The following is a 15,167-nucleotide window of genomic DNA, read 5'->3' on the forward strand; positions in this document are numbered from 1 at the left end:
GATGAAAGCGAGTATCAGGCGCCCAGCTCAGCCTGCAGCGCCGCGGCGCAGGCCGCCTCATGGCTGTCGGCGCTGCCCAGTTGCAGGTCGGCGACGATGGCGCGCTTGTAGTAGTGGCCGATCAGGTATTCCTCGGTCATGCCGATGCCGCCGTGCAGTTGGATACCCTGCCCGCAGATGAACTTGGCGGCGCGGCTGATCAGCATCTTCGTTGCCGACAGAGTGCGGCTGCGCTCCTGCGGGGCGTCATTGGCCACCGAGGCGAGCGCCGCGTGCAGCATCGAGCGAGCCACCTCCAGCTCCGCGGCCATGTCGGCCATGCGGTGCTGCAGGGACTGGAAGCTACCGATGGCGACACCGAACTGTTGGCGCACCTTCAGGTATTCGGCGGTGACCTCGAGGGTCTTCTCCATCACCCCGATCAGCTCGGCGCACAGCGCCACGGTGGCGTGGGCCAGGCCTTCCTGCAGCGCCTCCAGGCCCTGGCCCGGCTCACCGAGCAGCGCCTCGCGGCCGATAGCCACGCCATCGAAGTGCAGTTCCTCGACCCAGCTGCCGTCATGCAGCGGCAACGCCTGGCGGTCCAGTCCGAGGAACTCGCCTTCGAGCAGCACCAGGCTCAGGCCAGGCACGTCGTCCAGCTGTACCGACACCAGCAGCGCATCGGCGCCGGGAGCGCCGAGCACCAGGCTCTTGCGACCGTGCAGTCGGTAACCCTCGCCGTGGCGTTCGCCCCGCAGCGCAACCGGCAGCGGCATGCCGCGCGAAGCCGGTTCGCTGTAGGCCAGCGCCAGGCGCAGCGAACCGTCGGCCAGTTGCGGCAGCAGACGCGCCTTCTGCGCCTCGCTGCCGCCGGCTACCAGCGTCTGTGCCGCCAGCACCGCGCAGCCCAGGTAGGGCTCCAGCACCAGGGCACGGCCCAGCTGCTGGGCGATGATCACGGTCTCCTGCAGCGAGCCGCCGAGGCCACCATAAGCCTCGGGCAGGGCCGCCATGAGCCAGCCGTTGTCGGCGAACACTTGCCAGTTGTCGGCGCGGCCGTTGCGGCCGCCCTTGAGCAGCGCGTTGCGTGTCTCGAAGCCGTAAGCCTTGTCGACATAACGGCGCACGCTGTCCTGCAGCAGCTGTTGTTCCGAATTCAGATCGAAATCCATACCCGTGTCCTGACTCAAAGTTGGAACAGCATCTTGGCGATGATGCCGCGCTGCACCTCGCTGGTGCCGCCGTAGATGGTCGAGGCGCGGCGCAGGAACATGTCGTTGGCAATGCCGCGGGCCAGCTCCTGTAACGGGTACGCCTGCGCCGGCGCCGCCTCGTGGGGATGCGCGTAAGCCACGGCACCGTAGTCGCCCAGCGCCTCCAGCTGCACCTCGGTGATGCGTTGCTGCAGCTCGGTCGCTCGGATTTTCAGCATCGAGCCCAGCACGTGCGAAGCCGGGTCGTGCCGCTGCTCCATCTGCGCGACGCGCTGTACCAGCATGCCGATGGCCTGCAGCTCGGCATCCAGGCGCGCCAGCTTCAGGGCGAACTCCGTACGCTCGATCAGCCGCCCCTCGCCGGCCGGAATGGCGGTGGCGAACAGGCGCAGCTCACGCATGTAGCGCTTGAGCTCGGGGAGGTCGGCGGTGGTCGCGTGCTCGTTGTTGAGCAGGAACTTGGTGATGTTCCAGCCCTGCCCTTCGGCGCCGATCAGGTTACCCACCGGCACCCGCACGTTGTCGAAGAAGGTCTCGTTCAGGTGATGGGCGTCGTCGATGCTGCGGATCGGCCGCACGGTCACGCCCGGGGTATTCATGTCCACCAGCAGGAAGCTGATCCCGGCCTGCTTCTTCACCTCGAAATCGGTGCGCACCAGCAGGAAGATCCAGTCGGCATGATGGGCGTAGCTGGTCCAGATCTTCTGGCCGTTGATCACGTAGTGGTCGCCGTCGCGCTCGGCGCGGGTGCGCAGCGCGGCGAGGTCGGAGCCGGCGCCCGGCTCGGAGAAGCCCTGGCACCACAGGCGCTCGCCGTTGAAGATGGCCGGCAGGTGCTCGGCCTTCTGTTCCGGCGTGGCGAAGGCATTGAGCACCGGGCCGAGCATCTTGTGCACGAAGGCGTCCTGGGTTGGGGTTCCGGCCGCGCTGCACTCATCGTCGAATACCAGGATCTGCGGCACCGACCAGCCGGTGCCGCCGTGCTCCTTCGCCCAGTAGGGCGCACCCCAGCCGCGCGCCTGCAGCAGCTTCTGCCAGCGCATGATCTGCTCGCGGGGCGAGCGCGTGCAGCGCTGCAGCCCCTTGAGCTCGGCCGGCACCTGGGCCAGGAAGTCGCGGACCTCCTGGCGGAACGCCGCGAGTCCGGCGTCAGGTTGAAAGTCCATGGCCGTTCCTCGTCAGTCTTTGCGGTACATGGTGACTACACAGGCGCCACCGATACCGATGTTGTGCTGCAGCGCGATACGCGCGCCTTCGACCTGGCGCTGCTCGGCCTGGCCGCGCAGCTGCTGGACCAGTTCGGTGCACTGCGCGAGGCCCGTGGCGCCGATCGGGTGGCCCTTGGACAGCAGGCCGCCGGACGGGTTGACCACGTAGCGGCCGCCGTAGGTGTTGTCGCCGTCGTCGACGAACTTCTGTGCGCCGCCTTCCGGGCACAGGCCCAGGGATTCGTAGGTAAGCAGCTCGTTCTGCGCGAAGCAGTCGTGCAGTTCGACGACGTTCACCGCTTCGGCGCCGATACCGGCCTGCTCGTAGACCTTCTGCGCCGCCGCGCGGGACATCGAGTAACCCGCCACGTCACGCATGTCGCCGGACTTGAAGGTCTCGGCGCCATCGGTGGTCAGCGCCTGGCCGGCGATCCACACGCGCGAATCCAGGCCATGCTTCTTGGCGTAGGCCTCGCTGCACAGCACCGCCGCCGCCGCGCCGCAGGTCGGCGGGCAAGCCATCAGGCGCGTCATGACTTCCGGCCAGACCACCTGATCGGCGAGCACGTCTTCGCTGCTCACGACCTTGCGGAACACTGCCTTGGGGTTGTTCGCGGCGTGGCGGCTGGCCTTGGCGCGAATCTTGGCGAAGGTTTCCAGGGGCGTGCCGAAGCGCTTCATGTGCTCCACCCCGGCGCTGCCGAAGATGCGCAGCGCCGCGGGGATTTCCGAGGCGCCGGGGATGGCCGCGTCGCACTGGTCGAGGAATAGCTCCAGCGGGCTGGGACGGTCGGCGAAGGCGCTGGGAATGGCCCCCGGGACCATTTGCTCGAAGCCTACGGCCAGGACGATGTCGACCATGCCGCTGGCGATCGCCTGGTTGGCCAGGTACAGCGCGGTGGAGCCGCTGGCGCAGTTGTTGTTGACGTTGATCACCGGGATACCGGTCATGCCCACGTTGTAGAGCACACGCTGGCCGCAGGTGGAATCACCGAAGACGAAGCTGGCATAGGCCTGCTGGACCGACTCGTAGCCAACGCCGGCATCTGCCAGGGCGATGCGTACGGCCTGCTCGCCCATGGCCACGTAGGTCTCGTTCTGGCCCGGTTTCACGAACGGGATCATGCCGACCCCGGCGACAACGACTTTCTGCGCCATTTGCTTCTCCTCAGAATTGCCAAGCCCACCGGGAACGCGGCGCCGCTGCGCGGCCGACGCGGATGGGCGTCATGAGTCTCAAGGATAGGCAGACCGTTCGCCCCGTCGCCCCTCCCGAATGGGATGGGTCCGCGGCCGTCGGGAGCGGCCGATCCTCACGTTTATTCGTCGCGCGCGCCCCGTGGCACAACGCGGATGTTTCATCGGGCCTACGCCCAGTCTCTCACGTCGTCGTATCGGCATCGGCCAGTACGACGGCAGGTCGAGCGCCGCTCAAGGTGCGAGGCGCGCTGCGCCGCGGTAGGGCAAGCCTTCCTTGGCCAGGAAACGGCGTACCGCCTCGGCGTGGTAGTTGCTGTCACCGCACAGCGACTGCGCCAGCGCCTCGAACTGGTTCATGGCGTGGCGATCGGTTTCGAAGCTGCGGTTGAGCAGAGTCTTCACCAGGCCCAGGGCATGGGTCGGCGCCTCGTCGAACTGCTGGGCGTATTCCAGCACGCTGTCGCGCAACTGCTCGGGCGCCACCACCGTCTGCGCCAGGCCCAGGCCGATAGCTTCCTCGGCGCCCAGCGCGCGAGCAGAGAACACGATCTCCTTGGCCCGCGCCAGGCCGATCAGGCGCGGCAGCACGTAGAGCATCGACAGGTCCGGCACCAGGCCCAGGCCGAGGAAGGTCGGCAACAGGCGGGTGCGCGGGGTGACGAAGACGAAGTCCGCCGCCAGCGCCAGGGAGAAGCCCGCGCCCACGGCTACGCCGTCCACCGCCGCGATCACCGGCTTCTCCAGATCCTGCAGCTCGCCAAACCAGCGGTGGAAGCCCAGCACCAGCTCACGCCCGGCGAACGCCGGCTCATCGCCCGGGTCCAGGCTGCCCAGGTCGAAGCCGGAACAGAAGCTGCCGCCGGCGCCAGTGAGCACCACCGAACGGACTTCGCGGTCCTCGCGGGCGGCCCGCAGCGCCGCCGGCATCGCCTCGCTGATGGCCTCGCACAGGGCGTTGCGTTTCTGCGGCCGGTTCAGCGTGATGATCGCCGTCCGCCCGACCTTCTCGAACACTACTGCGTCGTCTGTCACCTGCGTCTCTCCTCTTCGCCAGACGCCGCACGGAACGCGGGGCGCCGGCCGCTGGCTCAGCCCAGGTTGCGGGCGATGATCATCTTCTGGATGTGGCTGGTGCCTTCGTAGATCTTGGTCACCCGCACGTCGCGGCAGTAGCGCTCCACCGGGAAGTCGGCGAGATAACCGTAGCCGCCGTGAATCTGCAGGGCTTCGGAGCAGACTTTCTCGGCCATCTCGCTGGCGTACAGCTTGGCCATCGAGGCTTCCTTGGTGCAGGACACGCCGGCCGCGTGCAGACGCGCGGCATGCAGGGTGAACTGGTGCGCCACCTCCACCTGGGTGGCCATGTCGGCCAGGTCGAAGGCCACGCCCTGCAGCTGAATGATCGGCGCGCCGTAGGCTTCACGCTCCTTGGCGTACTTCACCGCGGCATCCAGTGCAGCTCGGGCGGCACCGACGGCCACCGCAGCGATACCGATGCGACCTTCGGACAGGGTGCCCATCAAGCGCTTGTAGGCAGTGCCCTCCTCCCCCAGCAGGTTCTCCGCCGGAACCCGGCAGTTGTCCAACTGGATAGCCGCTACCTGGGCGGAACGCTGGCCCATCTTTTCCTCGACGCGCGCCACGTTGTAGCCAGGGCCGCGCGGATCGACGATGAACATGCTCGCGCCCTTGCGGCCTTCCGGGGTATCGGTGTGAGCGGCAATGGCGAAGGCGATTCCGGCTTCGTTGCCGTTGGAGATGAACTGCTTACTGCCGTTGAGCACGTAGCCATCGCCGTCACGGCGCGCGGTGGTGCGGAAGGCGCCGGTATCCGAGCCGGCCTGCGGCTCGGTCAGCAAGCCGGCGGCGATCAGCTCGCCCGAGGCCATGCGCTGCAGGTACTTGTTCTTCTGCGCCTGGGTGCCGTAGCGGCACAGCATGTCGGCCAGGCCATTGTGTACGTGAAGGATGGTGGCGAAACCGGCATCTGCTGCGGCAAATTCCTCGATGGCCAGCACATACTCCGGGAAGGACATCGCCGAACCGCCGTACTCTTCCGGCAGGTGTATGCCAAGGAAGCCCAGCTCCGCTACCGCCGCCAGCTCATTGCGCGGCCATGCGCCCGTACGGTCACGCTCTGCGGCGGTCGCCGCCACCACGTCCTGAGCCACCTTGCGGGCGGTATCGCGGATCATGACTTCCTGTTCACTCAGGAACACTGCGGATGTATCGCTCATTTTCTTCCTCACGAATGGGATCGGGTTGCCGATGCTTTGCCGTGCGACGCGGCCTTGGCGGCGCACTTCGCAATGTCCGCAGGATGCCGACGCGCTTCAGGGGGGCGCGCCTCCCCTCTTGGTAGGGGAGCACCCTGCCGGGCACCTCCGCTCCGACGTCCTCAACGGATCAGCCCATGCTGGCGCGCCAGGCTGATGGCGGCGTAGCGGCTGGAAACACCGAGCTTGGCGAGGATGTTCTTCACGTTCCATTTCACCGTGCCGAAGGTGATGTTCAGGGTCAGCGCAATCCGCTTGTTGGACATTGCCTGGGCGATCAGGCCGAGGATTTCCACCTCGCGCGGGGTCAGGCTGGCGCGTTGCTCGCCGCCCGCCGCCCGCCGAGCCGGCACCGGCTCGGCGGCGCTCTCTGCAGGCGCCACATACGCCAGCAACACGTCGAGATAGCCATGCCCGGCCTCGTCCAGCCCCTCGTCCTCGCGCAGTGCCCTGAGCCGATCCAGCAGGCGAGGCCCCTCGTCGAGCAGCGTGCGTACCAGGCCGAGGCACGCACCAAGCCGGAGGGCCTCGCGCAGGCGTTCGCGGTGTTGCTCGTCCTGCCCGAGGTCATCGTGGGCAACTGCGCAGAGCAGCAAGGCCTTCACCCGCGTGCGACCGCGACCGTAGCCTTCTGCGAAGCATCCGATCAGGGCCAGCGACTCCAGCGCCGCCGCCGGCTCGTGCCCAGCCAGGGCTACGCGGGCGCGGGCGAAGGCAACCATGGTGGCAATCTCGTCCTGGCAATCGCCACGGTATTGCGCCAGCAGTTCTTCGAGACGTCCCAGGCGCTCGCCGGCGCGGCGCGCATCGCCCTGCGCCAGCAGAACCTTGACCTGTTCGGCGAGCATCAGGGCGAGCAGGCGATCCAGACCCAGCGCATGGAAATGCGCGGCCTGCGCCTCGAGGAACTCCAACAACGCCTGCGGCGTATCGCGCAACGCGGTGAGGCGCGCCCGGCACATCGAGGCGCGAGCCATCACATCGGGCATCGACGACTGCAGGATGCCGCTGCGATTGGCCAGCACGGCCAGGGCCTCGTCGATGCGATCGAGCTCGTAGTAGGCGTCGCACAGGTTCGCCGCGCACAGGTTCGCCGAGACCGAACCGCGCCCGTAGTCTTCTTCTGCCCGCGCCAGCAGGCTGGCCCCCAGGCGCGCAGCCTCGCGGGCATCGCCGATACGCAGCCAGGCCTGGGCCTGGGTGTTCTCGAAGACCATCGCCATGTCGTTGTCGCGGTCGCCCGGATCGATGGGATTTTCGTCGTGCAGACGACGCGCGGCGTCGATGCGCCCCAACGCCAGGTAGGCGCTGGCCAGCGCCGAGAGACTGATGTAGCGCAGCGAGCGGTTTTCCAGCGGCGCCTGGTGCATCGGCTCGAGCAGGCCGATGACCCGCCGCGGGTTGTCCAGCTGCAGGGCGATGGCTGCATCGGCCAGGGCGAAGCGCGACGACAGCGCAGGATTGCGCGCCGCTTCGGTACGGCGGATCTGCTCCAGCCAGCGCGCGGCCTTCTCCGGACGGGCGGTGAAGGCGTAGGTCAGGCAACCCAGGATGAACAGTCGCGGGTGAGCGAACAGGGTTTCCTGTGGCAGGCGTTCGAGCAAGTGCAGCATCGGGCTGATGTAGGCCATGCTCCAGGTGGCGCTGGCGGCCTGCTCCATGGCGGCGACGGCGAAGTCCAGGTCGCCGCCGAGGTTGGCATGGCGCACCGATTCGACTAGCAGCTCATGCTCGGCGAACCACTGGCTGGCGCGCCGATGCAACGCCTCCACTGCCGCCGAGCCCTGCTGTGCCAGGCGCTGGCCGAGAAATTCGCCGAACAGCGGGTGGAATCGGTACCAGGGCGTCTGGTCGTCAGAATCGACCCGGTAGATCAGCAGGTTCTCGTCCTCGACGCGCTTGATCAGGTCCGCCGCGTGCGAATTGCCGGTGACGAAGGCCGCGAGATCGGCGTTGAAGCGACGGAACGGCGACACCTGCTCCATCAGGCCGAGCAGTTCGGGCGCCAGGCACGCCACCACGTCCTCGGCCAGGTAGGCCTGCAGGTCCGCCGACTTCCACAGCAGCGAGCGCAGCTTGGGACGCTTGGCCGGGCGGTTGCGCAGCAGGGTGGCAATGGGTTGCAGGCTCGCCGGCCAGCCGCTGGTCAGCTCGTGAATCAGCTGTTCCTCGTCGGCGGTGAGCTTGAGATTGCCGAGGTTGTGCTCGAAGAAAACGCGAGTCTCCTCCAGGTCGAACGGCAGTTCGGCAAAGTCGATTTCCGCAACCTGGCCCTGCATACGCAAACGGCCGAGGCTCAGCGGCGGCGAGCTGCGCGAGGCGATCACCAGGTGCAGGTTGGGCGGACAATGGTCGAGCAGCTTCTGCATCAGTCGATGCGCCAGCGGCGCCTCAACGTGCTGGTAGTCGTCGATCAGCAAGTACAGCTCGCGGCCCAGTTGTTCGGCGATGCGCGTGACCTGCGCGACCAGCGCATTGAACGCGGCCTCGCCGCTGTCGCCGTGCAGCAGTTCCGCCTCGATGGCGATGTCCAGGCGCCGCAACGCCGCCAGCAGATAGGTCAGGAAGCTGGGAAACAGTCGGTCGTCGTGGCTGAGCGATAGCCAGGCGACGTCCAGGCCATCCTTGAGCAGCGCCTGGCGCCACTGCGCGAGCAGCAGGGTCTTGCCGAAACCGGCGCCGCCGGTGATCAGCGTGACGCAGCCCAGGCGCCCCTCCTGCAGCCGCTCCAGCAGGTGCGTGCGGGGAATGTGCCGGGTGTTCAGGCGCGGCGGGGAAAACTTGGTCGCGACCAGCAGGTCGTCGGCGTTCATTAGTGACGTTTGCATGTTGTCGTTCACTCTTGCTCTGGCGCATGCGGAGTCCACAGGACACCCCGCTGCAACGCTCTTTAAACGAATGGCCAGCCCCGGCGAGCGGCTTTGCGACCGCTCGGCTGCCTGGACGGCCAGGGCCATGCTGCAACAGCCACATCTCCGCCCGCCCCGTCCGCAAGGGGGGGGTACGCCAGGGAAACCCTGGCGTAAGTTCGATTGCGACTGGATTGACCGCTGTGAACGAGCGAGGAGCAGAAATGAGCGAGTCGGTTTCTTTTGAAGTGAAAGGCCAGGTGGGCTGGATCACCCTCACCCGTCCGAAGGCGATGAACGCGCTGAATCGCGAGATGCTCGATGCCATGATCGAGACCCTGAAAGCCTGGGAAGGCGATGCCGGCGTGCGCGTCGTCGCCCTCACCGCCACCGGCACTGCGTTCTGCGCCGGCGCCGACCTGAAGGCCACGGGCAGTGCCCAGCCCGGCGAGATGGACCTGCTGGACACCATCGTCGCCTTCTTCGACCGCCTGCGCGCCTTCCCCAAGCCGGTGATCGCCGCGGTCAACGGCCTGGCCCTGGCCGGCGGCCTGGAAACGGTGCTGTGCTGCGACTTCGTGATCGCCGCCGAGACCGCGCGCTTCGGCGACGCCCACTCCAACTTCGGCGTCTTCCCCGGTGGCGGCGGCGCTGCCGTGCTGCCGCGCAAGATTCCGGAGAACATCGCCAAGTACATGCTGTTCACCGGTGACGCCCTGCCGGCCCAGGACATGAAGCTCTATGGCCTGGTCAGCGAAGTGGTGGCCGACGCCGAGCTGGTCGGCCGGGTCCAGGCCATAGGCGACAAGCTGGCCGAGAAGAGCCCGCTGGTGCTGCGCAAGATGAAGAAGGTCGCCGACGAGGCCACCGACAAGAGCCGCGCCGACGCCCTGCGCCACGAGCTGCTGGAGCTGCGCAACCACCAGCGCTCCTACGACATGGCCGAGGGCGTGCGCGCCTTCGCCGAGAAGCGCAAGCCCGACTTCAAGGGCTATTGATCCCGCCCCCTTTCCGAGAGCGAATTCAGATGGAAAACGTATACATCGTCGGCGTCGGCATGACCGCGTTCGGCCGCCACACCGACAAGACCATCAAGCAACTCACCGCCTGGGCCGTCGAGGACGCCCTGGACGATGCGGGCTGCGACCGCAAGTGGATCCAGGTCGGCTTCTTCGGCAACTGCACCCAGGGCCATTTCGACGGCCAGCACATGATCCGCGGCCAGGTCGCCCTGCTGCCGCTGGGCCTGGACGGCATCCCGATCTTCAACATCGAAGGCGCCTGCGCCTCCTCCAGCCACGCCTTCAACCTGGCGGTCACCCAGCTGCAGGCCGGCGCCGCTGACGTCGCAATCGCCGTGGGCGCGGAGAAGATGTTCTACAGCGACAAGATGAAGATGTTCTCCGCCTTCGAGTCCGCCTGGGACATCGAGACCTTCGAGGAGAACAAGAACTACCTGGCCGCCATGGGCAAGAACATCGTGCCGCCGCCCGGCTCGCAGTCCGAAAAGCCCTACAGCCCGTTCATGGACGTCTACGCCGCCCTCGGCCGTGGCGGCCTGATGGAGCGCTACGGCATCACCCAGCGCCAGCTGGCCGCCGTGTCCTCGAAGAACCACGGCCACTCGGTGCACAACGTGCGCTCGCAATACCGCAACGCCATGAGCATCGAGGAAATCCTCGCCGCGCCGCCGATCACCTACCCGATCACCCTGCCGATGTGCTCGCCGATCTCCGACGGCGCGGCGGCAGCGATTCTCTGCACCGAGTCGGCGCTGAAGAAGTATGGTTTCGACAAGAGCCGCGCGATCAAGGTGCTGGCCAGCGTCGTGCGCTCGGCCTCCGCTCGCGCCGCCGAGGACTTCGACAAGGGCTGCACGCATTTGGCCGGCAAGGCCGCCTTCGAACAGGCCGGCATCTCCCCGCAGGACGTCGACGTGGCCGAGGTGCATGACGCCACCGCCATCGGCGAGCTGCTCGCCATCGAGGCCCTGGGCCTGTGCGAGCCGGGCATGAGCGGCGTGATGGCCGAGCGCGGCGACAGCGCCCTCGGCGGCCGTCTGCCGGTCAACCCGTCCGGTGGCCTGGAATCCAAGGGCCACCCGATCGGCGCCACCGGCATCGGGCAGATCTTCGAGCTGGTCGAGCAGCTGCGCGGCAACTGCGGCCCGCGCCAGGTCGAAGGCGCGCGCATTGCCCTGCAAGGCAATGGCGGCGGCCTCTGGCGCGTCGAAGAGTCCACCGAGCACGTCGGCATCTTCGCCCGCGCCTGAGGCCGGTCGGAGAGACTTTCGCGGAGGTGCCGCCCCGGCGACACTTCCACCTTTTTCCCTTAGTACCCGTAGGTGAACAACAATGACAATTCGCTTCGACGGCCGCGTGGCCATCGTCACCGGCGCCGGCAATGGCCTGGGCCGCATCCATGCACTGCAACTGGCCGAGCGTGGCGCCAAGCTGGTGATCAACGATTTCGGCGGCAGCCGTGACGGTAGCGGCAGCTCCTCCGAGGCCGCCCTGGCGGTGGTAGAGGAAATCCGTCGTGCCGGTGGCAGCGCCATCGCCAACGGCGCCAACGTCGCCGACTACGAGCAGGTCCAGGCCCTGGTGGCGCAGACCGTCGCCCAGTTCGGCCGCGTCGATGTCCTCATCAACAACGCCGGCATCCTGCGCGACAAGTCCTTCCCGAAAATGGAGATCGCCGACTTCCGCGCGGTGCTCGATGTCCACCTTATGGGCTCGCTGTACTGCACCAAGGCTGTCTGGGACCTGATGAAGGAACAGAACTACGGGCGCATCCTGATGACCACCTCCGCCGCCGGCCTGTTCGGCAACTTCGGCCAGGCCAACTACGGCGCGGCGAAGATGGCGCTGGTGGGGCTGATGAACATGCTCGCCATCGAAGGCCGCAAGAACAACATCCACGTCAACACCCTGGCTCCGATGGCGGCCACCCGCATGACCGAGGACGTGATGCCCGAGGAGTTGCTCAAGGCCAGCCGTCCCGAGCAGGTCAGCCCGGGTGCGCTGTTCCTGGTCAGCGAAGAAGCGCCGACCAAGCTGGTGCTGGGCGCCGGTGCCGGCGTGTTCTCCGCCGTGCGCATGGAAGAGACCGCGCCGGTGTTCGTCGGTGCCAACGTGACGCCCGAAGACGTCCAGGCGCATCTGGCGCAGATCACCGACTGGAACACCGCCGGTCCGCGCAACGATGCCAACCAGCAGGTGCAGATCTTCATCGAGACCGCCATGCAGGCCCTCAAGGGCGCCTGACGGCCGCGGATTCCGCTACGCCCGAACATCGCGGAGAATGCCGGCCCAACTGCTGGGCCGGCATGCCGGCTGCCCGCCCGGAGCCGCTGCCGTCCCTGACCGGCCTATGCTGATCGGCATGCGCGCTCACCTGGATAGCCCGTCACCTGGAACGCCCGTCGCCTGGGTCAACGGCAGGAGAACAAGAATGACACTGATGAACTTCGGCCGGACGTTCGGCAACCTTGCCGTCCGCTTCGCCGAGCGCGAGGCGCTGGTCAACATCGAGCGCAAGCGCCGCTACACCTTTCGTGAACTGCACGCACTGACCAACCGCATCGCCAACATGCTGCACGACAAGTTGCAGCTGGAGCGCGGCGACGCCTACCTGTGCATCCTCGACAACGACAACCTGTCCCTGCTGCACGCCTGGACCGCCATGAAATGCCAGGCGGCCGGCGCCTACGCCAACTTCCGCGACTCCCTCGAGGAGCATTGCGCGCAGATCACGCTGATCCGGCCGAAAGTGGTGTTCCTCGAGAACGCCCTGCTGGAGCACTACTTCGACGTGCTTCGCACCCAGGACATCCGTGTGGTCTGCATGGACCCGCCGGCACAGCCGCAGGACGGCCTGCTGTACTTCTGGGACCTGCTCGAAGGCGTTTCCGAGCAGACCCCCGACGTAGTCCGCGACACCCGTAACGAAGTGGTCTCCTACCGCTTCACCGGCGGCACCACCGGCGCCAGCAAGTGCGTGCCCTACACCACCGACAACTGGATGTCGCTGCGCGACTCCATGTACATGGACGGTGAGCAGCCCTACCAGGCCGACACCCGTTTCCTGCACATGGCGCCGATCAGCCATGGGTCCAGCCTCGGCTTGCTGCCGACCTTGTTCCGCGGCGGCTGCACCCTGACCCAGAACATTCCCGATCTCGCCCAGCTGTGTCGCAACATTGCGGCCGAAAAGGTCACCATGACCCTGCTGGTGCCGACCATGATCTACCGCCTGCTGGAGATGCCCGACATCGACCTGTCGTCGTTGCGCACCCTGGTCTACGGTGCCGCGCCCATGAGCCCGGCGAAGCTGCGCCAGGCCCAGGAACGCTTCGGCAACATCTTCATGCAGATCTATGGCGCCACCGAATGCCTGCACGCGGTAGCGCTGATGAACAAGGCCGACCACCTGGAGGCCAGCGACCGGCAGATCGGCTCCGCCGGCCGGATAGTCGCGGCTGCGGAGATCATGATCGTCGACGAGCACGGCCAGGAGCTCGCCCAGGGCAACACCGGCGAGCTGTGGATCCGCACGCGCGGTACCGTGTCCGGCTACTTCGCCAATCCCGAGGCCAGCGTCGCCGAGTTCACCGACGGCTTCTGGAAATCCGGTGACCTTGGCTACATCGACGAGCAGGGCTTCCTGTTCCTGGTCGACCGCAAGAAGGACATGATCATCAGCGGCGGCTTCAACGTGTATGCCGTCGAGGTCGAGGCAGCCCTGAACGCCCATCCAGCGGTGTCCAACTCCGCGGTAGTCGGCATCCCCCACGAGGAATGGGGCGAGGCCGTGCACGCCGAGGTGGTCCTCAAGGCCGGCGCCCAGGTGTCCGTCGAGGAGTTGCAGGCACATGTGAAGGGCCGGCTCGGGCGCTTCAAGGTGCCCAAGTCAATTCTCTTCGTGGAAACCCTGCCAGTCAGCGTGGTCGGCAAGGTCCTGCGCCGCCAGGTACGCGAGAAGTACTGGAAAGACCGCGAGCGCCGGGTGTCCTGACCCCCAGGCGAAGAACAGCTCCAAGCCCCCGAAGCGCCCGGTGCCCTGCACCGGGCGCATTGTCTTTCAGGGCATTCAAAGCGAGGTTCGCGAGCAGGCTCGCTCCTACGAAGAGCGGCATTTCTGCCCGAGCCGCCGTCCTGGTGGTTGACTCCACACCCTCTCCCGCAAACGATAGCAGGTGCTGTTCGGCGCGAGCGCAGATGGCGACACCATCCTGTAGCAGCGGATCTCATCCGCGAGAATCCCCACACCGGCGCCCCTGTGGGCGCGGGCCATGCCCACGATTCGCGGACTGGGTCCGCTCCTACGACCCGGGAGGGTGGCGCGAGGCAAATCCGGACTCGTAGGAGCGGCCCATGGCCGCGATTCGCCCCCTAGGCTTCAGGACAGCGGACGCAGCCCCGGCATCTTCCAGCCACCGTCGAGGATCGCCGGTTGCGGCAGGTAGTAGCGCACCATGTAGTTCCAACCCGGCATGATCGGCAGGCAGTTGTCGCTGTCGGCCGTGCAGCCGCCGAAGCGGATGCTGACCTCGCCGCCCATCCCCTTCTTCGCCGTCAGGTTGTTCAAGGTGTAGGCATTCAGCGAGTTGGGCTGGAAGCTCCCCTCGGCGTCGTAGACGCTGATCGACCAGAAGGCCCCCACCGGTACCGGCGGCACATCCAGACGATAGGCCGTGGTGCCGTCGTCGCGGGGCGGACGGACGATCTGGTAGAAGGCATCCTTCTCGGGGTTGCCGCCCCAGGCGATGGCGCTGCCGATCAGGTGGCGCAGCGGGTCGACTTCCGCGGGCTTGCCGAACATGCCGTGGGAGTCGCCGATGGTCTGGCCGAGCGTGACCAGCGCGGCGCGCAGCCGCTCTTGCCCCTGCTTGTCCCAGTTCGGCACCTCGAAGCGCCCCGGCCCGCCGGGCTGGCTGACACCGATGCGATCCTGCAGCCCATGGGCCTGCGCCATGTCCTGCGGGTTGGCCGGATCGACCAGGGTGCGGACGCCGACCAGGACGTAGCGAGTACCGGCCATCTGGCGACTGATGAGGTAGTGGCCCGCCTGGTAATGCATCGCGAGCACATGGTTGTCTTCGTCGATGATCGCCAGCGAGCGGTAGCGCTGGCCAGCGTCGGGCAGCTCGACGGTGACCGGGCCAGCGTCCAGGTCGAACACGGCGGTGGAGTACAAGGTATCGCGGTTGGGCCTGACCACAGTCTTGGTTCCTACTGGCATCAACTCGCGCCAATGGGTGAACTGGCCGAAACCGCCACGCATCACCGTGAGGCCGAAGTAGCGATCGGATTCGGCACGGCTGAAGTTGTCGACAGTGACCGCCACCGGCGTCGTGGAAGCGGTCTCGGCGTGGGCCGCGCCGGCAAGCAGCAGGCAAAGGACAGACGCCAGGGGCGTAAGGGAACTCTTGAGCAT

General features: G+C 67.1%; 11 protein-coding genes. 4 read left to right on the plus strand and 7 right to left on the minus strand.

The window, feature by feature from the left end:
* Positions 1-14: 14 nt before the first annotated feature.
* The 6 genes from IB274_RS22315 to IB274_RS22340 form a co-directional block, all read right to left on the minus strand.
* A complete protein-coding gene (locus IB274_RS22315) occupies positions 15-1,154 on the minus strand; it encodes an acyl-CoA dehydrogenase family protein (RefSeq protein WP_138212016.1) in 1,140 nt (379 codons plus the stop codon).
* Positions 1,155-1,168: 14 nt separating this feature from the next.
* A complete protein-coding gene (locus tag IB274_RS22320; protein ID WP_138212015.1) occupies positions 1,169-2,362 on the minus strand; it encodes an acyl-CoA dehydrogenase family protein in 1,194 nt (397 codons plus the stop codon).
* 12 nt (positions 2,363-2,374) lie between these two features.
* On the minus strand, positions 2,375-3,562 hold the full coding sequence (locus IB274_RS22325; protein ID WP_138212014.1) for a lipid-transfer protein: 1,188 nt from the start codon (positions 3,560-3,562) through the stop codon (positions 2,375-2,377).
* A 273-nt stretch (positions 3,563-3,835) separates the two neighbouring features.
* Entirely contained in the window at positions 3,836-4,636 is an 801-nt protein-coding gene (locus IB274_RS22330; protein ID WP_138212013.1) for an enoyl-CoA hydratase/isomerase family protein, read from the minus strand.
* Positions 4,637-4,692: 56 nt separating this feature from the next.
* Positions 4,693-5,841, minus strand: coding sequence for an acyl-CoA dehydrogenase family protein (locus IB274_RS22335; protein ID WP_138212012.1), 1,149 nt, complete (start codon positions 5,839-5,841; stop codon positions 4,693-4,695).
* Positions 5,842-6,002: 161 nt separating this feature from the next.
* Complete coding sequence (locus IB274_RS22340) at positions 6,003-8,708, minus strand: LuxR C-terminal-related transcriptional regulator (protein ID WP_138212011.1); 2,706 nt, start codon at positions 8,706-8,708, stop codon at positions 6,003-6,005.
* Positions 8,709-8,953: 245 nt separating this feature from the next.
* Between IB274_RS22340 and IB274_RS22345 the strand changes: the two genes are divergently transcribed.
* The 4 genes from IB274_RS22345 to IB274_RS22360 all read left to right on the plus strand — a co-directional run bounded on the left by IB274_RS22345 (position 8,954) and on the right by IB274_RS22360 (position 13,745).
* A complete protein-coding gene (locus tag IB274_RS22345) occupies positions 8,954-9,727 on the plus strand; it encodes an enoyl-CoA hydratase/isomerase family protein (RefSeq protein WP_138212010.1) in 774 nt (257 codons plus the stop codon).
* Between the two features lie 29 nt (positions 9,728-9,756).
* Positions 9,757-11,001, plus strand: coding sequence for a thiolase family protein (locus tag IB274_RS22350; protein ID WP_138212009.1), 1,245 nt, complete (start codon positions 9,757-9,759; stop codon positions 10,999-11,001).
* Between the two features lie 82 nt (positions 11,002-11,083).
* Positions 11,084-11,995: an SDR family NAD(P)-dependent oxidoreductase gene (locus tag IB274_RS22355; protein WP_138212008.1), complete on the plus strand. Its 912-nt coding sequence runs from the start codon at positions 11,084-11,086 to the stop codon at positions 11,993-11,995.
* Positions 11,996-12,182: 187 nt separating this feature from the next.
* Complete coding sequence (locus IB274_RS22360) at positions 12,183-13,745, plus strand: AMP-binding protein (RefSeq protein ID WP_138212007.1); 1,563 nt, start codon at positions 12,183-12,185, stop codon at positions 13,743-13,745.
* 384 nt (positions 13,746-14,129) lie between these two features.
* On the opposite strand, the gene IB274_RS22365 is transcribed toward IB274_RS22360, so the two are convergent.
* A complete protein-coding gene (locus tag IB274_RS22365; protein ID WP_138212006.1) occupies positions 14,130-15,167 on the minus strand; it encodes a DUF1254 domain-containing protein in 1,038 nt (345 codons plus the stop codon).

It is taken from the genome of Pseudomonas sp. PDM18 (assembly GCF_014852585.1).
Classification (GTDB): Bacteria; Pseudomonadota; Gammaproteobacteria; order Pseudomonadales; family Pseudomonadaceae; genus Pseudomonas.

Coding starts and splice junctions, on each gene's coding strand:
- IB274_RS22315 (WP_138212016.1), bottom strand. CDS start 1,154: ATGGATTTCGATCTGAATTCGGAACAACAGCTGCTGCAGGACAGCGTG.
- IB274_RS22320 (WP_138212015.1), bottom strand. CDS start 2,362: ATGGACTTTCAACCTGACGCCGGACTCGCGGCGTTCCGCCAGGAGGTC.
- IB274_RS22325 (WP_138212014.1), bottom strand. CDS start 3,562: ATGGCGCAGAAAGTCGTTGTCGCCGGGGTCGGCATGATCCCGTTCGTG.
- IB274_RS22335 (WP_138212012.1), bottom strand. CDS start 5,841: ATGAGCGATACATCCGCAGTGTTCCTGAGTGAACAGGAAGTCATGATC.
- IB274_RS22340 (WP_138212011.1), bottom strand. CDS start 8,708: ATGCAAACGTCACTAATGAACGCCGACGACCTGCTGGTCGCGACCAAG.
- IB274_RS22345 (WP_138212010.1), top strand. CDS start 8,954: ATGAGCGAGTCGGTTTCTTTTGAAGTGAAAGGCCAGGTGGGCTGGATC.
- IB274_RS22350 (WP_138212009.1), top strand. CDS start 9,757: ATGGAAAACGTATACATCGTCGGCGTCGGCATGACCGCGTTCGGCCGC.
- IB274_RS22355 (WP_138212008.1), top strand. CDS start 11,084: ATGACAATTCGCTTCGACGGCCGCGTGGCCATCGTCACCGGCGCCGGC.
- IB274_RS22360 (WP_138212007.1), top strand. CDS start 12,183: ATGACACTGATGAACTTCGGCCGGACGTTCGGCAACCTTGCCGTCCGC.
- IB274_RS22365 (WP_138212006.1), bottom strand. CDS start 15,167: ATGCTCAAGAGTTCCCTTACGCCCCTGGCGTCTGTCCTTTGCCTGCTG.